This window comes from Kitasatospora xanthocidica, from assembly GCF_014656195.1.
In the GTDB taxonomy this organism is placed as follows: domain Bacteria; phylum Actinomycetota; class Actinomycetes; order Streptomycetales; family Streptomycetaceae; genus Kitasatospora; species Kitasatospora xanthocidica.
Genome location: NZ_BNBY01000005.1, coordinates 200613 through 221045 on the forward strand (window position 1 = coordinate 200613; position 20433 = coordinate 221045).

A 20433-nucleotide genomic window follows, 5' to 3' on the forward strand; every position below is an offset into this window, starting at 1 on the left:
CGGCCCCGCGCGGCGGGCTACTGCAGGGGCTGCAGCAGCCAGGTCGCGCCGAGGGCGAGGCAGGCGAGGGCGACGAGCAGGAAGACGGCGACCCAGGCGAGCGCGGGGACGTGGGTGAGCCGGGCGAGCTGGTCGGCGTCGGAGTCGCGGGCCCAGCCCATCCGGCGCTGCTGCTGGAGTTCGAGGACCGGGCGGACGGCGCCGAACAGCAGGAACCAGCAGCCGAGGTAGGCGAAGCCGGCCTGGACCTCGGCGCTGCCGAACCAGGAGACCAGGAAGAACGCGCCGCCGGCCACCAGCACGATGAACAGGCCGAAGGCGTTGCGGATGCGCAGGAGCAGGGCGAGCAGCAGGACGATCGCCAGCCACAGCAGCAGGGTGATCCGGTCGGCGGCGAGCAGGGCGGCGCAGCCGAGCCCGAGCAGGGCCGGGGCGGTGTAGCCGGCGGCGGCGGTGAGGACCATGCCGGCGCCGGTGGGGCGGCCGTAGGACACGGTGAGGCCGGAGGTGTCGGAGTGCAGCCGGATGCCGGCGAGCTTGCGGCCGGTGAGGCGTGCGACCAGGCCGTGGCCGCCCTCGTGGGCGATGGTGACGGCGTTGCGGGCGACGTGCCAGAGCGGCCGGGCGAGGACGGTGAGCAGGGCGACGGCGCCGGTGGCCAGCACCAGCCAGCCGGGCGGGGCGGTCTGGGAGCCGGTGACCTGCTCCCACAGGGCGCTCAGGGTCCGGTCGTCGGTCATCGTGCGGTCCTCCCCGTCTTCCGTTCGCTGCGGTGGGCCGTTCGGGGCAGCCTCCCATGCGGGGACGGCGGGGCGGGAGCGGTCGGTTCTGGTCCGGGCGTGAGGAAGCGATGAGGAAGTGGCGGGGGCGGGCGGCATGGCAAGCTGGCCCGCATGTGCGGTCGGTTCGCAGCCAGCAGCAAGCCCGAGGACGTCGTCGAGCTGTTCGACGTCGAGCAGTGGGATCCCGAGGAGACCCTGGACCCGAACTGGAACGTCGCGCCGACCAACAGTGCCTTCGTGGTGCTGGAGCGGATGGCCGAGGACCGGCCGCGGCCGGTGCGGCAGCTGCGGGTGCTGCGCTGGGGGCTGGTGCCGCAGTGGTCGAACACCGCGGAGACGGCGGTGAAGATGATCAACGCCCGGTCGGACACGGTGCACGAGAAGCCCTCGTACCGGCAGGCCTTCGCCGCGCGCCGGTGCGTGCTCCCGGTGGACGGCTACTACGAGTGGCAGACGGTGCCGGGCGAGCGGGGCAAGGCCCGCAAGAAGCCCTACTTCGTCTCCCGGGCGGACGGCACCCCGCTGGCGCTGGCCGGGCTGTACGAGTTCTGGCGCAACCGGGCGGTTCCGGCCGGGCACCCGGAGGCCTGGCTGGTGACCTTCACGATCGTCACCACGGACGCCGAGGAGTCGCTGGCACCGATCCACGAGCGGATGCCGCTGTTCCTCGACCCGGAGGCCTGGGACGAGTGGCTGGACCCGCGGCGGACCGACCCGGACGCGCTGCGCCGGCTGCTGATACCCCCGCCGCCCGGCGCGCTGCTGGCCACCCCGGTGTCGCCGGCGGTCGGCAGCATCCGCAACAACGGCCCGGAGCTCAAGGAGCCGTGGACCGAGGTCGAGTACGAGACCACGCTGTTCTGACCACCTGTTCCGACCACCCTGCTGTTCTGACCACCCTGTGGTGAGCACGCTGTTCCGAAGACGCGCGGGAGAAGAAGCAGAGATGACCACCGAACCCGTCCCCACCGAGGCCGGCGAGGCCCGGATCACCCACCACCGGGCGGCCGCGCCGAAGGCCGTCCTGGCGCTCGGGCACGGCGCGGGCGGCGGGATCGAGGCCCGGGACCTGGTGGCGCTGGCCGCCGCGCTGCCGGAGCGCGGGATCTCGGTGGCGCTGGTCGAGCAGCCCTGGCGGGTGGCGGGCAGGAAGCTGGCCCCGGCGCCGAAGACGCTGGACGTCGGCTGGCGGCCGGTCGCCGAGCACCTGGCCGGACAGGGCCTGCCGCTGGTGGTGGGCGGGCGCAGCGCCGGGGCGCGGGTGGCCTGCCGGACGGGGGCGGAGACCGGGGCGGTCGGGGTGGTGGCGCTGGCGTTCCCGCTGCACCCTCCGGGCAAGCCGGAGAAGAGCCGGGCGGAGGAGTTGCTGGAGTCGGGGCTGCCGACGCTGGTGGTGCAGAGCGCGCAGGACCCGTTCGGCGGGCCGGAGGAGTTCCCGGAGCTGCCGGCGGGGCACGAGCTGCTGGCGGTGCCGTACGGCAGCCACGGGTTCGTGGTGCCCAAGCGGGCGCCGGTGGGGCAGGACGAGGTGCTGGACCTGATCTGCGCCGCGGTGGGGGACTGGGTGCTGGGGCTGGTGTGAGGCCGTGGCCGTGGATGCCGTGGAGGCCGCCGTGAGCGGGGAGTCTCCGGTCGCTCACTCGTGCGAGTGAACGGTGTCGGTGGGCGGGAATGCGGGCGGGGTCGCCGTGGTTGACACCCTCGTCAGCACGAGTCACCGGTGAGAGGCAGGGCAGATGGGTTCGATCGCGTGCCCCGAACGGCCTGAGGAGCGCGAGGCCGCTACGGCGCTCGTCCCCTCCTGGTCGGAGTGGATTGACGCGGGCGAGAAGCCCGTCAGCCCGATATCCTCCATTTCTGGGCGGCCCGCCGTGGGCCGTGCCCGTCATGCCGAGGAGGTGGGTCCGGTCGTCGGGACCGAGCACGAGGCCGAGCCGGGCCGTGGCCCGGACGAGGTCCGGCCTGCGGGCGAGGCGCTCACCGGTGAGGAACTGGCCGAGGCGATCGGTGAGGACACCTATCGGGTGTCGGCGGAGGAGAGCGAGGAGACCAGGCGGGAGCGCTTCGAGCGCGACGCCCTGGGCTTCCTGGATCCGATGTACTCGGCGGCGCTGCGCATGACGCGCAACCCGGCGGACGCGGAGGACCTGCTCCAGGAGGCGTTCGCCAAGGCGTACGCGTCCTTCCACCAGTTCCGCGAGGGCACGAACCTCAAGGCCTGGCTGTACCGCATCCTCACCAACACGTTCATCAACTCGTACCGCAAGAAGCAGCGGGAGCCCCAGCGCACCGCGGCGGAGGAGATCGAGGACTGGCAGCTGGCCAGGGCCGAGTCGCACATGTCGACCGGCCTGCGCTCGGCGGAGACCCAGGCGCTCGACCACCTCCCCGACAGCGATGTGAAGGACGCGCTCCAGGCCATCCCGGAGGAATTCCGGATCGCCGTCTATCTCGCGGACGTAGAAGGCTTTGCGTACAAGGAGATCGCGGACATCATGGGTACTCCCATCGGTACGGTGATGTCCCGGCTGCACCGCGGCCGCCGTCAGCTGCGCGGCATGCTGGAGGACTACGCCCGTGAGCGCGGGCTGGTCCCGGCCGGCAGCGGGGCAGGGCAGGAAGCGAAGGGCTCGGGCTCATGAGCTGCGGCGATCCGCACGACACCGAGTGTGGCGAGGTCCTCGACCACCTCTATGAATTCCTCGACAACGAGATGGCCGAGGGCGACTGCGCCAAGCTGCGCGTGCACTTCGAGGAGTGCTCGCCCTGCCTCAAGCAGTACGGGCTGGAGCAGGCGATCAAGGCCTTGATCAAGCGGTCCTGCGGGTGCGACGACACCCCGGCCGATCTGCGCAGCAAGGTGCTCGCCAGGATCGACTCGATCCGGGCCGGGCAGCGCTCGGGCGAGGAGCTGGTGGTCTCGGTGGAGACCTCGGTCGAGGTGCACGCCGAGTCCGCCCGGCCCGCGCCGAGGCCGGCCGGGGGCGGGGCGGACGAGGAGTCCGCCGGGCGCCCCGGCGCACCGGTCGAGGCCGGCGCACCGGCGGAGTGACCTGTCGGCCGGTCGCCTGTCGGCCGGCCGCATCAAGGAGCCGAACGGCCCCGGGAGCACGCGCTCCCGGGGCCGCTCCCGTTCTGCTCGCATGCGCCGTCACTCGTTCGGGTGAGTTGGCGGTGCGCCAACTGCGCCATTGCGCGATCATGCGTCCCCGCGCCCGGGTAGCGGCCTATCCTCCTGACGGACGCTCACCGTCGGTTCGCCCGACGCGCTGAGGCAACGCGGGCCCGGACGGCGGGGAGGTCGATATCGCTACCGACAGTGGAGGCGCGACCCTGCCGCCGGGAGCGGCGCGCTACCTGGTGGCCGTCCCGGTCGCGGCGCTGTGCTGCCTGGTGCCGCTGCTCCCCGCCGGCGTCACCCCCGGGGTGCCGCGCTGGCTCGGCGAGCCGGTCGACTGGCCCAAGGTCGGACTGCTGGCCTTCCTGCACGGCTGCTGGGAGTCGATGGCCCAGGGCCTGCCGACACCCTGCCTGGTGCTGGTGCGCCGGCTGCTGCGCCGCCCGGCGCTGCCCGAGCGGGTGCCCGCCCGGCCCGGGGTCAACGCCTTCTTCCCGGTGCTGTTCGCCGGGGTCCTGATGCTCCCTCCGGCCGCCGCCGCCCTGGTCGCCGCCCCGGCCGCGCTGCTCGGCGGGCCGAACGGACTCGGCTGCCGCCGGCGCCAGCTGTTCAACGGCTCCCAGCTCGCCCTGTGCGCCTTCGCCTCCTCGGTCGTCTTCCACCTGCTGTGCGGGCCGCAGCTGCTGCTGGGCTCCCGCTTCCCGGCCGCGCTGCTGCCCGGCTTCGCCGCCGTCGCCGCGTTCTGCCTGGTCAACGGGGTCGTGGTGGGCGTGATGGTGATGCTCAGCGAGAGCCGCGGGGCCGGTGTGCTGCTGCGCGGGGCCTGCTCGGTCTGCGGTCTGCCGGTGCTGGTGCACGCGGCCGGCGGGCTGATGGTCGCGGTGCTCTGGCAGGGCCCGTACGGCGCGTTCGCGGCCCTGCTGGCGCTGCTGCCGCTGTCCATCTCGGCCTGGGTGTTCGCCCAGGGGCAGCGCGAACAGGACGCCCACCAGGCCACCGTGCAGTCGCTGGTGCAGGCCGTGGAGATCAAGGACTCCTACACCCGCGGGCACAGCGAACGGGTCGGCCGGGCCTCGGTGCTGATCGCCGGTCAGCTCGGCATGGAGGAGGAGCGGCTGCGCACCCTGCGCTTCGCCGGGATCCTGCACGACGTGGGCAAGCTCGGGGTGGCCACCGAGCTGCTGCGCAGAAACGGTCCCCTCACCGAGGCGGAGCGCCGGGCCGTGGAGATCCACCCGGTGTACGGCTTCGAGCTGGTGCGCGGGATCGACTTCCTCGGCGAGGCGCACGCCGGGATCCTGCACCACCACGAGCGGATGGACGGCCGCGGCTACCCGAGCGGACTGGCCGGCGGGGAGATCCCCGAGTTCGCCCGGATCATCTCGGTCGCCGACGCCTTCGACTCGATGACCTCCACCCGCTCCTACCGGCGCGGCCGCCCGGTCACCGAGGCGGTGGCCGAGCTGGAGCGCTGCTCGGGCAGCCAGTTCGACCCGGTCATGGTGCGGGCGCTGATCGACGCGCTGGCCGTGCACGACTGGCAGCCGGTGGTGCACTCCGAGGACTGCGTCCGGGCCGTCCCGGACATCCCGCTCGGGGTGCCGGAACCGGTCCGGGCGGCGCCCGGCCGGGTGCCCGCCCAGGGCGAGAGCATCCCCGCGGCCGGCCAGTCGTGACGCCGCCCGGGCAGGCGGCCCCCGGCCGTACGGCCGGCGCCGGCGCGGCCCCCGGCGGGCCCCGGTGCGGGCCCACCGCCCGCGCGGTGCACGCGGCCGCCGCCGCGCTGCTGGCGCTCGCGTTCGGCGCGGCCGCGGTGCGCGGGGTCGCCGAGCCCGGGATCGCGCTGGCGTTCAGCCTGCTGATCGCGCTCGGCGAGTGCGTCCGGATCACCCTTCCGGGGGATCGCGAGCAGGCGCCCATCGGCGCGGCCGGCGCCCTCGCGTACGCCCTGCTCGGGCCGCTGCGCGGAGTGCCGACCGCGCACGGGACGCTGCAGGTGGTCGCGGTGACCGGGGTCGGCCTGGCGCTAGCCTGGCTGCCCCCGCTCGCCCTGCCGCACCGCCGCCCGCCCTGGGCCGACCCGGCCCGCCGCGACAGCGCCGCCCGTCGGCTGCTCGCCGTCGGCTTCGCCGCCGCCGTCTTCCAGCCGCTGTACAACGGCGGCCTGGTCGACCGCTTCTCGCCCGAGGGCCCCGCGTACGGCGCGTTCCTGACCGCCGTCGCCGCGCTGGCCGCGCTGTGCGACGCGACCCTGGCGGCCCTGCTGCGCCGCTCGGCGGGCGGGCTGCGGTTCCCCGCCGCGCTGGAGGACGAGCTGCGCTCGCTGTTCGGCATCGGCTCGGCGATCGTCGCCACCGGGATGCTGGTCAGCCTCGCGGCCGGCGAGGTGGGGCTCTGGGCGCTGCCGCTGTTCTGCACCCCGCTGCTGCTCGCCCAGGTGTCCTTCCGGCGGGCCGCCGCGGTGCGGGCCACCACCGGGCAGACCATCGCCAGCCTCGCCCGGGCCACCGAGGTGGCCGGTTACACCCCGCACGGGCACGCGCGCCGGGTCGCGGACACGGCGTGCGCGCTCGGCCGCGAGCTGGGTCTGGGCACCCGTGAGCTCGCCCTGCTGGAGTACGCCGCGCTGATGCACGACGTCGGCCAGCTGTCCCTGGTCGAACCGGTGCCGGACGGCGCCACCGCGGTGCTGCCCTGCGCCGAGCAGCAGCGGATCGCCCGGCTCGGCAGCGAGGTGATCAGCCGCACCGGGGTGCCCCGGCAGGTCGCCGAACAGGTCGCCCGGCTGGCCGACCCCTGCTCCGGGCCGGCCGGCGGTGAGGGCCCGGTGCCGCTCGCGGCCCGGATTATCCGGGTGGCCAACGCCCACGACGACCTGCTCACCGCGGCCCGCGGCCGGGGCGTGGGCGAGGCGGTCGGCCGGCTGGAGGCGCTGGAGGTGATCCGGCTGGGCCGCGGCCGGGTCTACGACGCCCGTGTGGTGGACGCCCTGGCCCGGGTCGGCGGCCAGGCCAGGGCCTGAGCACCGGGGCGACGCGGCCCCTGGCGGGGCCCGGCGGCGGGGCTCCGAGCCGCCAGGGGTTGAGAGGCCGCGATCGGACGGGCAGGCTGGGGAGGGGCGGACCCCAACCTCGGCGGTGGGGAGCGCGGGCGGGGGCGGGCGTGGTTGGATGCGGTCGTAGCGTGGAACACCGATCCGGGGCACCGGGCCCGGTCCGTCGTTCGAGGCGGTAGGGCACGGTGGCACGGGACTTGAGCGGACGACGACGGCAGGGACGAACGTGAGGATCTTCCACCGGGCACGGCACCGGCCGTCCGCCACCTGGCGGCAGACGACCGACCGGGCCTTCACGCTGATCGGCGACGGCCGCTACGAGGACGCCGGCGCGCTGCTGGTGATGGCCGCCGACCTGGAGCCGTGGCTCTCCGACTCCTGGTTCAACCTCGCCCTGCTGCACAAGTTCCGCCGGGACTGGGAACAGGCCCGCTCGGCCGGCCTGCGCGCCGTCGCCCTGCTGGACCGCGAGCACGGCGCCCCCGACTGGTGGAACCTCGGCATCACCGCCACCGCCCTGCAGGACTGGCCGCTGGCCCGCCGCGCCTGGCAGGCGTACGGGCTGAAGCTGCCCGGCGGCCCCGGCGGGCAGCCCGACGGCCCGGTCAGCCTGGACCTCGGCACCACCCCGGTGCGGCTCTCCCCGGACGGCGAGTCCGAGGTGGTCTGGGGCCGGCGCCTGGACCCGGCCCGGATCGAGGTGCTCTCCATCCCGCTGCCCTCCTCCGGCCGCCGCTGGGGCGAGGTCGTGCTGCACGACGGCGCCCCGCACGGCGAGCGGGTCACCGACGGCGTCGCCTACCCCGTGTTCGACGAGATCGAGCTGTGGGCGCCCTCCCCGGTGCCGACCTACGTGGTGCTGCTCCAGGCCAACACCGCCGGGGACCGGGACGCGCTGGAGCGGCTGGTCGCCGACGCCGGCTACGCGGCCGAAGACTGGACCTCCTCGGTGCGGCTGCTCTGCCGCGCCTGCTCGGAGAGCCGGATGGCCTCCGACGACGGAGTCGCCGCCCACCACGACCCGCACGACGACGGCGACGCCGCCCACCCCGGCCACCTCAGCCACCTCAGCCAGGGCGGCGCGGCCGGGATGTCCTGGCTGGTCGAGCGCGAGTGCGGGATCGCCGCCCCCGCCCACCTGGTGCGCACCCTGCTGGACCGCTGGGTCACGGCGGCCCCGGGGACCCGCGCCTACCGGGATCTCGAAGAGGTCTGCTGAGACCGCTGAGTACCCTGGTGAGGTACGCGTAGACCTATGGAAGCGGAAGACATGGCGGATCAGTCCGAGCAGCACGGCCACTCGCACGAGCACGAGCACGACGTGGAGGGGGCGGCGCCCGAGACCCCCGTGAAGGTGGTCGGCGAGGAGCCCGACCTCAGCAAGGGCACCGCCCGTCCGATCACCGTCGTCGGCAACCCGGTCCTGCACCGTGAGGTCAAGGACGTCACCGCCTTCGACGGTGAGCTCTCCGCGCTGATCGACGACATGTTCCAGTCGATGTACGCCGCCGAGGGCGTCGGCCTCGCCGCCAACCAGATCGGCGTGGACCTCAAGGTCTTCGTCTACGACTGCCCGGACGACGAGGGCGTGCGCCACATCGGCCACGTGATCAACCCGAAGCTCGAGGAGTACCCGGCCGACCGGCGCCGCGTCCTCGACGACGGCAACGAGGGCTGCCTGTCCGTCCCGACCGCGTACGCCGAGCTGCCGCGCCCGGACTACGCCGCGGTGACCGGCGTCGACAAGGACGGCAAGCCGATCCGCGTCGAGGGCACCGGCTTCTTCGCCCGCTGCCTGCAGCACGAGACCGACCACCTGTACGGGTTCCTCTACATCGACAAGCTGTCGAAGCGCGACCGCAAGGACGCCCTGAAGCAGATGGCCGAGGGCACGCCGAAGTACGCGACCGTGCCGAACGCGTGACGGTGGAGCGGTAGCGCTCCCGACGAAGGCCGGTACGGACCTGTTCCGTACCGGCCTTCGCGCTGACATGCCGCCGCCCCGCCCGGCGTGGACGCCGGACGGGGCGGGGGTGGCACTTCCGCGGTACGACTCTTCGGCTGGAAGTCGGCTGGAAGTCGCCTAGAAGTCGTCGTCGAAGGAGACCGAGCCCTCGACCGCGACCTGGTACGCCGACACGCGGCGCTCGAAGAAGTTGGTCAGCTCCTGGACGTTCTGCAGCTCCATGAAGCCGAACGGGTTGCTCGACCCGTAGCGGATCGGCAGGCCGAGGCGCGCGAGGCGCTGGTCGGCGACGGCCTGGAGGTACTCGCGCATCGAGGCGGTGTTCATGCCGGGCAGGCCGTCACCGCACAGGTCCTGGGCGAACTGGAGCTCGGCCTCGACGGCCTCCTCCAGCATCTCGGTGACCTGCTTGGCCATCTCGTCGTCGAAGAGGTCGGGCTCCTCCTCGCGGACGGTGTCGACCACCGAGAACGCGAAGTCCATGTGCATGGACTCGTCGCGGAACACCCAGTTGGTGCCGGTGGCGAGACCGTGCAGCAGGCCGCGCGACCGGAACCAGTACACGTAGGCGAACGCGCCGTAGAAGAACAGGCCCTCGACGCACGCCGCGAAGCAGATCAGGTTCAGGAGGAACGCGCGGCGGTCCTCCTTGGTCTGCAGCGAGTCGATGTGGTCGACCGCGTTCATGTACTTGAAGCAGAACTGGGCCTTCTGGTGGATGGAGGGGATGTTCTCCACCGCGGCGAAGGCCGCGTTGCGGTCCTCCGGGTCAGGAAGGTAGGTGTCCAGCAGCGTCAGGTAGAACTGGACGTGCACGGCCTCCTCGAACAGCTGACGGCTCAGGTAGAGCCGCGCCTCCGGGGAGTTGATGTGCTTGTAGAGGCTCAGCACGACGTTGTTCGCGACGATCGAGTCACCGGTCGCGAAGAAGGCGACCAGGCGGCCGATCATGTGCCGCTCGCCCTCGCTGAGCTTGGCGAGGTCGGCGACGTCGGAGTGCAGGTCCACCTCCTCGACCGTCCAGGTGTTCTTGATCGCGTCCCGGTACCGGTCGTAGAACGACGGGTAGCGCATCGGGCGCAGGGTCAGCTCGAACCCGGGGTCGAGCAGCATCTTCTCGCGGTCGTCGGACATCACTGGCAGGCCTCGCAGGACTCGGGGTTCTCCAGGGAGCAGGCGATGGCGTCCTGCTCGGCCTGGGTCATGGTGGGGGCGGGCACCGGTACGGCGGTGCGGGCGGCACCCGACGCGGCCTGGGCGATGCGGGTCGCCGGGCGCGAACGCAGGTAGTAGGTGGTCTTCAGACCGACCTTCCACGCGTAGGCGTACATCGAGCTGAGCTTGCCGATGGTCGGCGCCGCCATGAAGAGGTTCAGCGACTGGCTCTGGTCCAGGTACGGCATGCGGGCCGCGGCCAGGTCGATCAGCGCGCGCTGCGGCAGCTCCCACGCGGTGCGGTAGAGCGAACGGACCTCGGCCGGCAGCCAGTTGAGCTCCTGGACGGAGCCGTTGGCGTCGCGCAGCGAGTCGCGGGTCTGCTGGTCCCAGACGCCCAGGTCCTTGAGCTCGCGCACCAGGTACGGGTTGACCTGGAGGAACTCGCCGCTCAGCGTCTCGCGCTTGAACAGGTTGGACACCTGCGGCTCGATGCACTCGTACACGCCGGCGATGGACGCGATGGTCGCGGTCGGCGCGATGGCCAGCAGCAGCGAGTTGCGCAGGCCGGTCTCGGCGATGCGGGCGCGCAGCGCGGTCCAGCGGTCGGCCCACTGCGGGGCGGCCGTCGGGAAGTGGTCGATGTGCAGCTCGCCGCGGGCGGCGCGGGTCTCGCCGTACGCCTCGTGCCGGCCGAGCTGCTCGGCCAGGTCGGCGGAGCGCTCGTAGGCGGTGAGCATGATGCGCTCGGCGATCATCGTCGACAGCTGCTTCGCCTCGGCCGAGTCGAAGTCGATCCGCAGCTTGAAGAAGACGTCCTGCAGGCCCATCACGCCGAGGCCCACCGGGCGCCAGCGGGAGTTGGACGTACCGGCCTCGGTGGTCGGGTAGAAGTTGATGTCCACCACGCGGTCGAGGAAGGTGACGGCGGTGCGCACGGTGGCGTCCAGCCGATCCCAGTCCATCGCGCCCAGCAGGTCGGCGGCGGTGGCGCCGGCGGCCACGTGGGCGCCGAGGTTGACCGAGCCGAGGTTGCAGACGGCGGTCTCGGAGTCGTCCGTGACCTCCAGGATCTCGGTGCACAGGTTGGAGGAGTGCACCGTGCGGCCCGGCAGCGCGGTCTGGTTGGCGGCGCGGTTGGAGGCGTCCTTGAAGGTCATCCAGCCGTTGCCGGTCTGCGCCAGGGTGCGCATCATCCGGGCGTACAGGGTCTGCGCGGGGATGGTCCGGACGGCCTTGCCGGCCAGCTCGGCCTTGCGGTAGGCCTCGTCGAAGTCGGCGCCCCACAGGTCGACCAGCTCGGGCACGTCGGCGGGGGAGAACAGCGACCAGTCCGCGTTGGCGTTGACCCGGCGCATGAACTCGTCCGGGATCCAGTGCGCCAGGTTGAGGTTGTGGGTCCGGCGCGCCTCCTCGCCGGTGTTGTCGCGCAGCTCGAGGAACTCCTCGATGTCGGCGTGCCAGGTCTCCAGGTAGACGCAGGCGGCGCCCTTGCGGCGGCCGCCCTGGTTGACGGCGGCGACCGAGGAGTCGAGGGTGCGCAGGAACGGCACGATGCCGTTGGACTTGCCGTTGGTGCCGCGGATCAGGCTGCCGCGCGAGCGGATGCGCGAGTAGGACAGGCCGATGCCGCCGGCGTGCTTGGACAGCCGGGCGATCTGCGCGTAGCGGTTGTAGATCGAGTCCAGGTTGTCCAGCGGGGAGTCGAGCAGGTAGCAGCTCGACATCTGCGGGTGCCGGGTGCCGGAGTTGAAGAGCGTCGGCGAGGAGGTCAGGTACTCCAGGCGGCTCATCAGGCCGTACAGCTCGGACACCTCGCGCACCGACTGCTCGCTGTCCCCGACCGCCAGACCACAGGCGACGCGGAGCAGGAAGTGCTGCGGGGTCTCGACCACCTTGCGGGTGATCGGGTGGCGCAGCAGGTAGCGGGACTGCACGGTGCGCAGGCCGAAGTACTCGAAGCGGTCGTCGCCGGCGGCGTCGATCAGGGCGTCCAGGGCGGCGGCGTGCTTGGCGACGAAGGCCGCGGTGGTGTCGCCGATCAGGCCCTCGGCGTGGCCGACGGCGATCGAGGCGGAGAAGGACGTGGAGCCCTGGCTGTTCGCCTCGTCGACGATCTCCAGCGCGAGCAGTCGGGCGGCGAGCTTCGAGTACTGCGGGTCCTCGGCGATCATCGACGCGGCGGCGTCCACGGCCAGCCCGCGCAGCTCGGCGAAGTCCGAGCCGGCGTGGCGGCCGCGCAGCGCGGCGGCGGCGACATGGCCGGGGTCGACCTCGGTGAGGTCGGCGCTGCGGTCGGTGAGCAGCCGCAGCAGGGCGCCGCCGGGGTCGGAGACCTTCGGGTCGGTGAAGGCGGTACCGGAGCCCTGGGCGGGCAGGGTGGCTGAGGCAGCGGTGGTCAAGGCGCTCTCTCCTGGCGGCGATCGGCGGCGGTGATCGGGGGTACCGGGCCGGTCGGGGCAGGGGAGCACGGCACGAACGCAGACGGCGTCGCGCGAGGTGTCTCCCCGGCCCGCCCGCGAGGCCCGGAGGTGTACTGCTGGTGCTGGCGCGGCCTCTGCGGGAGGGCCGTGGCGCAGGCCGTCGGCAGGTACTCGGACTCGCGGGGAGGGCCGTTCCGGCCGCCCGCTCACCGCTGCGGGGCAGTCCCGGATTCGCACCGGGTTCCCCTGCGTCGACAGCAGGATTGAGCATACATGTAGTGGCGCCTGACTGTGGCGGCACCATATGTTGTGCCTGTCGTGTCGCCCGTGCGGACCGGCGGGGTCGGCCGTCAGTGCTTGAGATAGACCTTGTACGTACTCGAATCGCCGGTCGGCGAGGTGAATTGGGCGACCAGCCGGTACTGCCCGGAGGCCGCCAGGGCGGCGCCCAGCGCCCGGTCGGTGGCCCGCGGCGCGGTGCTGTCGAGGACGACCACGGTGAACCAGCCGTCGCGGATCGCGGCGGTGCTCCCGTCGTCCCCGTGGTGCTGTACGCCGGCCGCGTCTCGGTAGTCCGTACCGGTGCGGGCGGAGACCCACTGCTCGGGTGCGCTGACGGCCCCGAGGTAGTACTCGGCGAGCCCGTCGACCTCGGTGAGGTAGCGGCCCTGCGGCACCGCGTGCATCCGCAGGACGGCCAGCAGGCGGCCGGAGTCGGGCCCGTTCTGGTAGCGCAGGGCGGACTGCTCCAGACCGAGGGCGAGCAGCGCGACCCAGACCAGGATGCCGAGCTGGGGGTGGCGGAAGTGGGCGCCGACCAGCCGGGTCAGGCCGACCCCAGCGAGCGGGGCGGCGAGCAGCATGCCGTAGCCGAGGTGGCGGAACAGCGCGCCGGAGGTGCCGGTCCACAGGTGGGCGGCCGGTACGAGCAGGGCGGTGGCGGTCAGCGCGGTGCCCAGCAGGGCGCGCCGGCCGCGGGTGACGGGGACGGTGTCCCGCTCGGGCGCGTCGTGCTCGTTCATCTGCTCGCGGCGGACGTAGGCGATCGTCCCGGCCACCGCGAGGACGGTGAACAGGCCGCTCCACTGGAGGGTGGAGAACAGGACGGAGCCGGCCGAGCCGGGGGCGTTGCCCTGCGAGGGAGACCACCCGGCGACCTTGCCGAGCGTGCCGTACGGGAGCAGCAGGACGGCGGTGCCGGCGGCCAGCAGCAGCGCGCGCAGGGCGGCCCGGCCGGGCCGGCCCGGCGGCCGGGAGGTGGCCGCCGCGAGGGCGACCAGGGCGGGGACCGCGAAGGCCGCGGAGTACGCGACGGCGCAGGCGAGCGCGGCGGCCGGGGCGGCGGTCAGGACCAGCGCCGGATGGCGCCGGGCGGTGAACACCGTGGCCCAGGCCGCGAGGGCGACCAGCAGGACGGCGAGGGACTCGGGGGCGGCGTAGAAGCCGACCACGACGGTGGACTGCAGGACGGCGTAGACGCCTATCGCGCAGATCGCGACCCGCTCGTTGAACAGCCGCCGGGTCAGCGAGTACAGCAGCACCGTGGTGACCAGCGCGAAGCCGAGGCTGAGCAGCCGGGCTCCCCAGATGCCGTCGGCGTCGGCGGCGGCCCCGGCCAGCGGCGGGTAGAGCCAGGGCGAGCCGTGGATCCGCTCGACCAGGTCGGTGGTGACCGGGGTGCCGTGCGTCAGGTGGGCGAGCTGCTGGCGCCCGGCGACCATGGCGGCGGCCTCGTCGGGGTGCGCGGCGGCGAGCAGGCGCAGCGAGAGCGCGGCCTGGACGGCCAGGACGGCGCCGAGCAGGCCGCGGGCGATCCAGCGGCGGCGGGGGCTGGTGCCCGGGTCCCAGCCGATCGCGGGGACCGGCGGGATGCTGTACGGGGCCAGGTCGATGCCGCCGGGGTTGTCCACGGCCACGGCGACGGCCGCGCGGGCTGCGCGGTCCGCGCGGGGCGCCGGGACGCCGGGTTCCCGGGCCGGGCCGGCGGTGCTCCCCGGGGCGGAGGCGTTCCCCGGGCCGGCGGTGTTCTCCGGCGCGGGGGTCTCCCGGGCGGGGTGCTCCCGGGCGGGGTGCTCCTGCGCGGCGTTCTCCGGGGCGGCGTTCTTCGGGCTGGGGGAGGAGTCGCTGTTCATCATGGGTTCCGGAGGTCGAAGCCGTAACGGGGGGCGGACACCCGCCGCTTGAAGGCGGTGAGGGTGTCCGGAACGGTCTCGACCCGCCAGTCCGCCCGCTTGATCATGTTGAACCAGATGAAGCCGACGATGTCGTCGTGCGCCTCCAGCCCGGAGAACAGCTGGTCGACGAAGGCCTGTTGGTGTCTGCCCTGCTCGGCGGCGGTCTCGCTGATGAAGAAGGGCTTCTTGCAGAAGGTGCGGATCTCGGCCATGGTCGGCCCGTACAGGGCCTCGAAGGTCTTGGGGCCGTCGTTGGTGAAGTAGCCGGTCATGCCGGCCCAGTCGACGTAGGTGTCGCCCGGGTAGTACGGCGCCAGGCGGGTGTTGGGGGCGGGGACGGTGATGTTGGGGCTCCAGACCCAGATCACGTTGGTCGCGCCGGCCTGGTCGAAGAGGTCGTGGACGTGGCGCCAGGCGGCGACGAAGTCCTCCGGGCTGGCGGCCTGGCGGCCCCACGGGTACCAGTCGCCGTTCATCTCGTGCGCGATGCTGATGGCGATCGGCAGGTTGAGCTTGGCGACGGCCTTGGCGACGCCGCGTACGTAGTCGTCGGTGTCGCCGGCCGCGATCGCGGCGAGCGAGGGGTCGTGCGGCTCCCAGGCCATGAAGGGCAGCGCGCCGGCCTCGTGGATCCGGCGCACGCCGGCGGTGTCGAAGCCGCCCTTCCAGTGGGCGTAGAACTCCAGGACGTTGGGCTGCTTGCCGACCGTGCCGCTGTAGGCGGGCAGCGCGTCCATGGTGGCGGGCACGCCGGGCAGGGCGGCGCCGAGGTACTTGTTCTTCGGCTTGAGCAGCGGTGTGACGTCGTACGGGACGCCGGTCGGCAGGGCCTGGGGCTTGGCGGCAGCGGCGGGGGCACCGGTACCGGCGGAAGCGGCCGCGGCGCCCGGGGTGGCGGTGGCCTGGGCGGGCCGGCCGAGGCCCTCCTGCATCGCGAAGCCCGGGTCCTCGGGGCCGCAGGCGGTGGTGAGCAGCAGACCGGCGGTCAGCAGCGGGAGCGCCAGCCGGCGACGGAGCCGGGCGGCCCGTCGGGGGTGGGCGGTCATGGCGATCACACTGCTTCCGTGGGGTGGGGCTGGACGAGGACCCGGCCCACGATGGTGGCGTAGAAGAGGCCGGAGGCGAGCACGAGGGCGAAGTTCAGCGGGCCCATGGTGAGCATCCGCCAGATGCTCAGCAGCACCCAGAGCAGGGCCGTCCCGCCGCCCCAGGCGATGACGCCGATCCAGAACCGGCGGGTCTTGTTCTTCTTGGCGCCGCTGGAGCCGGTCGGCTGCCAGGCCATCCGGTTGCGGCGCAGGATGTCCCAGATGGCGAAGACGTGCGCCCAGCCGTACATCATCCGGGCCGCCCAGGCCTCCAGCCGGTAGGGGTTGCGGTGCCAGAGGGGGAAGACGACCGTCGCGTAGAGCAGTCCGGGCAGCACCAGCGCGGTGTTCTGCCAGCGGATCAGGTCGGGCCGGGCGAGCAGCAGGACGATCGGGATGAGCGGCGAGACGAGGGTGAACAGCGCCGTGTGGATGTAGTAGAAGAACCCGGAGAGGTAGCAGGCGCGGGTGACCGGCCGCAGCTTGGTGGTCCAGAACTTCTTGCTGCCGAGCAGGCTCATCGAGCCGGTGCACCAGCGGTACTGCTGGTTGAAGAAGCCGCCGACGTTGTCGGGGCAGACCCCGGTGGCCAGCGCGACGGGTATGTACTGGAGGTCCCAGCCCAGGCGGCGCAGGTCGAAGCCGGTGTGCACGTCCTCGGAGTGGCCGATCAGCGTGGTGCCGCCGTTCTCCTCCAGCGCGGCCCGCCGGTATATCGCGCAGCTCCCGACGCAGATGGCGCCGTCGTTGCGCTGCCGGGAGACCTGGACGGTCCGGTAGAACAGCTCCTGGACGGCGCCGGCGCCGCGCTCGATCCAGTTCTGCGAGTCCAGGATGCGGAAGAACTGCGGGGACTGGACGATGCCGAGCCGGGGGTCGGCCTCCAGGTAGGGGACCATCTCGTTCAGCAGGTCCGGCCGGGGCGCGAAGTCGGCGTCCAGGATGAGGATGTAGTCGCTGTCGGAGTTGCGGAAGCCGAACTGCAGGTTGCCGGCCTTCTTGAACCAGCCGAGCTTGTCGCGGGTGCCGTAGACGAACTCGAAGTCGACGGCCATCTGCGCGAGCTGCGGGCTGTTGCTGTCGTCGAGGACGTACGGGGTGACCTCGCCGGGGTACTGGTCGCGCAGCCGGGCGACGTGCGTCCAGGTGTTGTGCAGCACCTCGATCGGCTCGCCGGCGACGGGCAGGAAGATGTCGACGGTCGGGTAGTGCTCGGGCTGCCAGCCCTTGACCAGGGCGCGGTGCGCGGCCAGGTCGAAGGTCTGGTTGAAGCCGTGCACCCACCGGGAGATCAGGTAGTAGACGATGGTGAAGGCGAGCGCCGGGACGAACACCAGGAACCACGGCGTCGCGCTCAGCAGGCCGATCTCGCTGGCGACCATGCAGGCGAAGCTGACGAGGGAGAAGCAGGTCAGCACCCAGAGGTTGGTGCGCGCGTACAGGTACTTCTCGGTGTTGTCCGGCGGCTGGGGGAGCAGGCCCCACTGGTTCCGGGCGGCCGGGTCCCGCCGGTTGCGGCGTCGTGAGACGGGCGCCTGACCGCTGCCCGCGAGTCGCGTGCCCTCGGTGACAGTCACGTGCTCTACTCCCCCGAAGCCGTATTGGGTCTGAACCGTCCCCGCGTGGCGGCCGTTGTCGGTCGGTCAGCGGGGGGACGCCAGGATCGTACGGGACCGGTCGCCGAGCGTTCGCTCCCCCCTTGTTCCGTCGGCCACCCGGAACCGATATCGAGCCCTGATCGTGATGTGAACGGAAGTGCGGGTGGAGCACTTGTGTACGGTGTCCGCCCAGCGGGTGAGGACGGTTCGGGGAAGAGTGATGATCATCGAGGACGGCGCGGCCGGGCGCCTGGCGCGGGGCCTGCGGGCGGTGGCCGCGTTCGGCGCGGTCGCGGCGCTGCTGGCCGGGTGCAGCGGCGAGGTCGGGGCGGCGGAGCAGCCGCCGGCCGCCACGGCGACGGCCGCGGTCGGGCCGGGCCTCTGCTCGACCGTGCAGGAGCCCTTCCCCAAGCTGGCGATGGACGGCGGGGCGAAGGTCCTCGAACCGAACCCGTGGAACACCGCGGGCACGGTCTGCGTCGAGCCGGTCGGGGAGAGCGGCTTCACGGTCGGCCTGATCCGCGACTTCGTCCCGAAGAACCCGCTCGCCCCGGGCGCCTACCCCAACGTCTCCACCGCCCCGGGCGCGAGCGGACTGCCCGTACCGGTCAGCGCGCTCGGCGACGCGACCGCCGACTGGGACGCCAACGGGCGGGTGAGCGGCTCCTTCAACCTCTCCTTCGACCTCTGGTACGGCTCCAGCCCGGACAACTGCCTGCCGGGCGAGAGCGCCGAGCTGATGGTCTGGCTGGACGCCACCGACAACGTGCGTCCGGCCGGTGACAAGGTCGCCGACTCCCAGCAGTTCGGGGACGCCAGCTACCACGTCTACCAGGCCCCGATCAGCGGCCCGCACAGCGTGATCAGCTACGTGCGCACGGCGCCGACCCACACCACCCGCGGCCTGAACCTGCGGCTGCTCACCGCCGACGCGATGGCGCGCGGGTACGTCCCCAAGAGTTCCTACCTGTGCCGGGTGCAGGCGGGCTTCGAGGTGTGGAGCGGCGGATCCGGCCTGCGCAGCGAGTCCTTCGCCTTCCACAACCGGGTCGGCCTGCCGGCCGGCGAGGTCCCGGCGGGGGCGCCCGGGATCTGCCTGCGGCACGGCGGCGGCGGGCTCGCGGGCACCCCGGTGACCGTCGGGGCCTGCGGCGACCAGGGCGTCTCGACCGGCTGGACGGTGGGCAACGACGGCTCGCTGCGCGGCGGCGCGGCCTGCCTGGCACCGGCCGCCGACCGCTCCTCGGTGACGCTGGCCGAGTGCACCGGCGGCTCCGGGCAGCGCTGGGTGGCCTCCGGGCAGCGGCTGCGGCACCCGGACTCGGGCCTGTGCCTGGGCACCGCGGGCGGGGCGCTCGCGGACGGCACGGCGGTGCTCCTGCGGCCGTGCGCGGACGCGGTCTCGCAGCGCTGGAAGCTGCCCTACAACGGGGTCGCGTGAGGTGACCGCGGGACAGGTCGGCCGAACCACCGGGACCGGGGCGGCCGTGACGTTCCGTCCGCGCACCCCCCATGGGCGTGTCGGGGCGGATGCCCTAGCATTCCGGCCATGAGCGATCGACCGGTACCGAGTGGCGAGCCGGGCCAGCCGCCCACGCCACCGCAGCAGGCACCGGCCGGGGGGGCCGCTCCGGCCACCGGTGTGCCACCGCAGTCCCCCAGCGGCGCCTTCGGCCCCGCGTCCGGCTACGGGCCGCCGCCCGGTGCGCCTGCACAGCAGCCCCAGCAGTTGACGCCGCACCCGGCCGCGCAGCCGGTGCCGCCGGTGCCGCACCCGGGCGGGCCCGCCCCGGTGGTGCCGGGGCCGGTGCAGCCCGGTCCGATGGCGCAGCCGCAGCCGCAGCCCGTCCAGCCGCAGCCTGTCCAGCAGCAGCCCGTCCCGCAGCCGCCGCAGCCGGTCCACCCCGGTCAGCCGCAGCCCGTCCCGCAGCCGCCCGTGCCCGGGCCCGGCCCGCAGGCCTTCCCGGCCGCGGCGCAGCCGGCCCAGCCCGCGGCGCCGTGGCAGCAGCAGGGCGGCTTCCCGCCGCCGGCCGCCCCGTCCGGCACGCCGGACTGGGAGGCGCTGGCCGAGCGGAACGCGCATGCCGCCAAGCGCGGGCGCCGGCTCAAGCTGATCGGCGCGGTGACGGCCGTGGTCGTCGTCGTGGCCGCGGCCGGTGGCGGCTACTGGTTCTACAAGCACAAGTCCGGGAACGACACCAAGACCACGCAGAACACCGCCTCGGTGACCCCGACGGGCCCCTCGACCGGCCCCTCGACCACGTCGAGCGCGCCGCCGGCCAAGGGCATCGACAGCCCGCCGACCGTCGGCAGCCTGCCGGCCAAGGCCGGCGCGGCGCCGCTGAACCTGGGCGCCGACGCCAAGCCGGGCACCATGGCCGGGTTCTCCGGCCAGGTCCTCAAGCTGCCCAGCGGCCAGGACTCCTTCGCCTCGACCGCCGCCGCGGTGGTCGACGTGAACAAGAGCTTCACGGTCTCCGCCCGGGTGCTGGTCGACCTCCCCAACGGCAACCGCAGCGCGGTCAGCCAGGGCGACGGCCAGTACTACTCGTACGCGCTCGGCCGGGCGAACAACAACGGGCACGACCAGTGGTACTTCAAGGTCCAGGTGCCGGGCGGCGGTTCGGCGATCGCCTGGTCCAAGGGCGACGCGACGGTCAACCAGTGGGTGCTGCTCACCGGGGTGTACGACGACCCGTCGGGCCAGCTCACCCTGTACGTCAACGGCGCCCCGCAGTCCTCGGCCAAGTCGGCCGGGGTGCAGCCGAGCGGCACCAACTCCCTGCAGGTGGGGCGGCTGAGCTCCAACTCGCAGTGGGCCGACCCCTGGCACGGCGCGGTGGCCGACATCCAGCTCTGGAGCCAGGTGCTGCCCGAGGCCGACATCGTCAAGATCGTGGCCGGCCCGAGCTCGCCGCCGTCCGTCCCGCCGGTGGGTGCCTGGCTCAGCGGCGGCTGAGCCCGCCGCAGGTCTTCGTGAACGTCCGGCCGCCGCCCAGGAACCGTGGGGCGGCGGCCGAAACGCGCCCCGGGGCGTGCGCCCGCTCGGGGCGCGTCCGGGCGTGAAGTCCCAG

General features: G+C 73.4%; 16 protein-coding genes and 1 riboswitch. Of the genes, 10 read left to right on the plus strand and 6 right to left on the minus strand.

Annotated elements, in window-relative coordinates; genetic code table 11:
* Positions 1 to 17: 17 nt before the first annotated feature.
* Positions 18 to 740: a M50 family metallopeptidase gene (locus IE332_RS11295; protein ID WP_189915651.1), complete on the minus strand. Its 723-nt coding sequence runs from the start codon at positions 738 to 740 to the stop codon at positions 18 to 20.
* Between the two features lie 153 nt (positions 741 to 893).
* Here IE332_RS11295 and IE332_RS11300 point away from each other — a divergent pair, with 153 nt between their 5' ends.
* The 8 genes from IE332_RS11300 (at position 894) to def (ending at position 8879) form a co-directional block, all read left to right on the plus strand.
* On the plus strand, positions 894 to 1646 hold the full coding sequence (locus IE332_RS11300) for an SOS response-associated peptidase (protein WP_189915652.1): 753 nt from the start codon (positions 894 to 896) through the stop codon (positions 1644 to 1646).
* Between the two features lie 82 nt (positions 1647 to 1728).
* Positions 1729 to 2364 carry an alpha/beta hydrolase family protein gene (locus IE332_RS11305; RefSeq protein WP_189915653.1) on the plus strand — a complete coding sequence of 212 codons (636 nt, stop codon included), beginning with the start codon at positions 1729 to 1731 and terminating at the stop codon, positions 2362 to 2364.
* Between the two features lie 316 nt (positions 2365 to 2680).
* Positions 2681 to 3424, plus strand: coding sequence for a sigma-70 family RNA polymerase sigma factor (locus IE332_RS11310; protein ID WP_308437554.1), 744 nt, complete (start codon positions 2681 to 2683; stop codon positions 3422 to 3424).
* On the plus strand, positions 3421 to 3834 hold the full coding sequence (rsrA, locus tag IE332_RS11315; RefSeq protein ID WP_189915654.1) for a mycothiol system anti-sigma-R factor: 414 nt from the start codon (positions 3421 to 3423) through the stop codon (positions 3832 to 3834). Before IE332_RS11310 ends, rsrA begins: the two co-directional genes overlap by 4 nt.
* 308 nt (positions 3835 to 4142) lie before the next feature.
* Positions 4143 to 5576: an HD-GYP domain-containing protein gene (locus IE332_RS11320; RefSeq protein ID WP_229928516.1), complete on the plus strand. Its 1434-nt coding sequence runs from the start codon at positions 4143 to 4145 to the stop codon at positions 5574 to 5576.
* A gap of 86 nt (positions 5577 to 5662) precedes the next feature.
* Complete coding sequence (locus IE332_RS11325) at positions 5663 to 6922, plus strand: HD domain-containing protein (protein WP_189915655.1); 1260 nt, start codon at positions 5663 to 5665, stop codon at positions 6920 to 6922.
* A gap of 259 nt (positions 6923 to 7181) precedes the next feature.
* Complete coding sequence (locus IE332_RS11330) at positions 7182 to 8174, plus strand: tetratricopeptide repeat protein (RefSeq protein ID WP_189915656.1); 993 nt, start codon at positions 7182 to 7184, stop codon at positions 8172 to 8174.
* A 51-nt stretch (positions 8175 to 8225) separates the two neighbouring features.
* Complete coding sequence (gene def, locus IE332_RS11335; RefSeq protein ID WP_189915657.1) at positions 8226 to 8879, plus strand: peptide deformylase; 654 nt, start codon at positions 8226 to 8228, stop codon at positions 8877 to 8879.
* 159 nt (positions 8880 to 9038) lie between these two features.
* Here def and IE332_RS11340 read toward each other — a convergent pair whose 3' ends face one another.
* The 5 genes from IE332_RS11340 to IE332_RS11360 form a co-directional block, all read right to left on the minus strand.
* Positions 9039 to 10055 (minus strand): ribonucleotide-diphosphate reductase subunit beta, encoded by a 1017-nt coding sequence (locus tag IE332_RS11340; RefSeq protein ID WP_189915658.1) that lies wholly within the window; start codon positions 10053 to 10055, stop codon positions 9039 to 9041.
* Complete coding sequence (locus IE332_RS11345) at positions 10055 to 12454, minus strand: ribonucleoside-diphosphate reductase subunit alpha (RefSeq protein WP_189915847.1); 2400 nt, start codon at positions 12452 to 12454, stop codon at positions 10055 to 10057. Before IE332_RS11345 ends, IE332_RS11340 begins: the two co-directional genes overlap by 1 nt.
* A gap of 190 nt (positions 12455 to 12644) precedes the next feature.
* Positions 12645 to 12774: riboswitch (cobalamin riboswitch) on the minus strand.
* A gap of 75 nt (positions 12775 to 12849) precedes the next feature.
* On the minus strand, positions 12850 to 14634 hold the full coding sequence (locus IE332_RS11350) for a glycosyltransferase family 39 protein (RefSeq protein ID WP_189915659.1): 1785 nt from the start codon (positions 14632 to 14634) through the stop codon (positions 12850 to 12852).
* Positions 14631 to 15719 carry a glycoside hydrolase family 26 protein gene (locus IE332_RS11355; protein ID WP_189915660.1) on the minus strand — a complete coding sequence of 363 codons (1089 nt, stop codon included), beginning with the start codon at positions 15717 to 15719 and terminating at the stop codon, positions 14631 to 14633. The genes IE332_RS11350 and IE332_RS11355 overlap by 4 nt, the downstream gene beginning before the upstream one ends.
* 5 nt (positions 15720 to 15724) lie before the next feature.
* Positions 15725 to 17143: a glycosyltransferase family 2 protein gene (locus tag IE332_RS11360; protein ID WP_229928551.1), complete on the minus strand. Its 1419-nt coding sequence runs from the start codon at positions 17141 to 17143 to the stop codon at positions 15725 to 15727.
* A gap of 436 nt (positions 17144 to 17579) precedes the next feature.
* Between IE332_RS11360 and IE332_RS11365 the strand changes: the two genes are divergently transcribed.
* Entirely contained in the window at positions 17580 to 18800 is a 1221-nt protein-coding gene (locus tag IE332_RS11365; RefSeq protein ID WP_189915661.1) for a ricin-type beta-trefoil lectin domain protein, read from the plus strand.
* 108 nt (positions 18801 to 18908) lie between these two features.
* Complete coding sequence (locus tag IE332_RS11370; protein WP_189915662.1) at positions 18909 to 20318, plus strand: LamG domain-containing protein; 1410 nt, start codon at positions 18909 to 18911, stop codon at positions 20316 to 20318.
* The last annotated feature ends 115 nt before the right edge of the window (positions 20319 to 20433 follow it).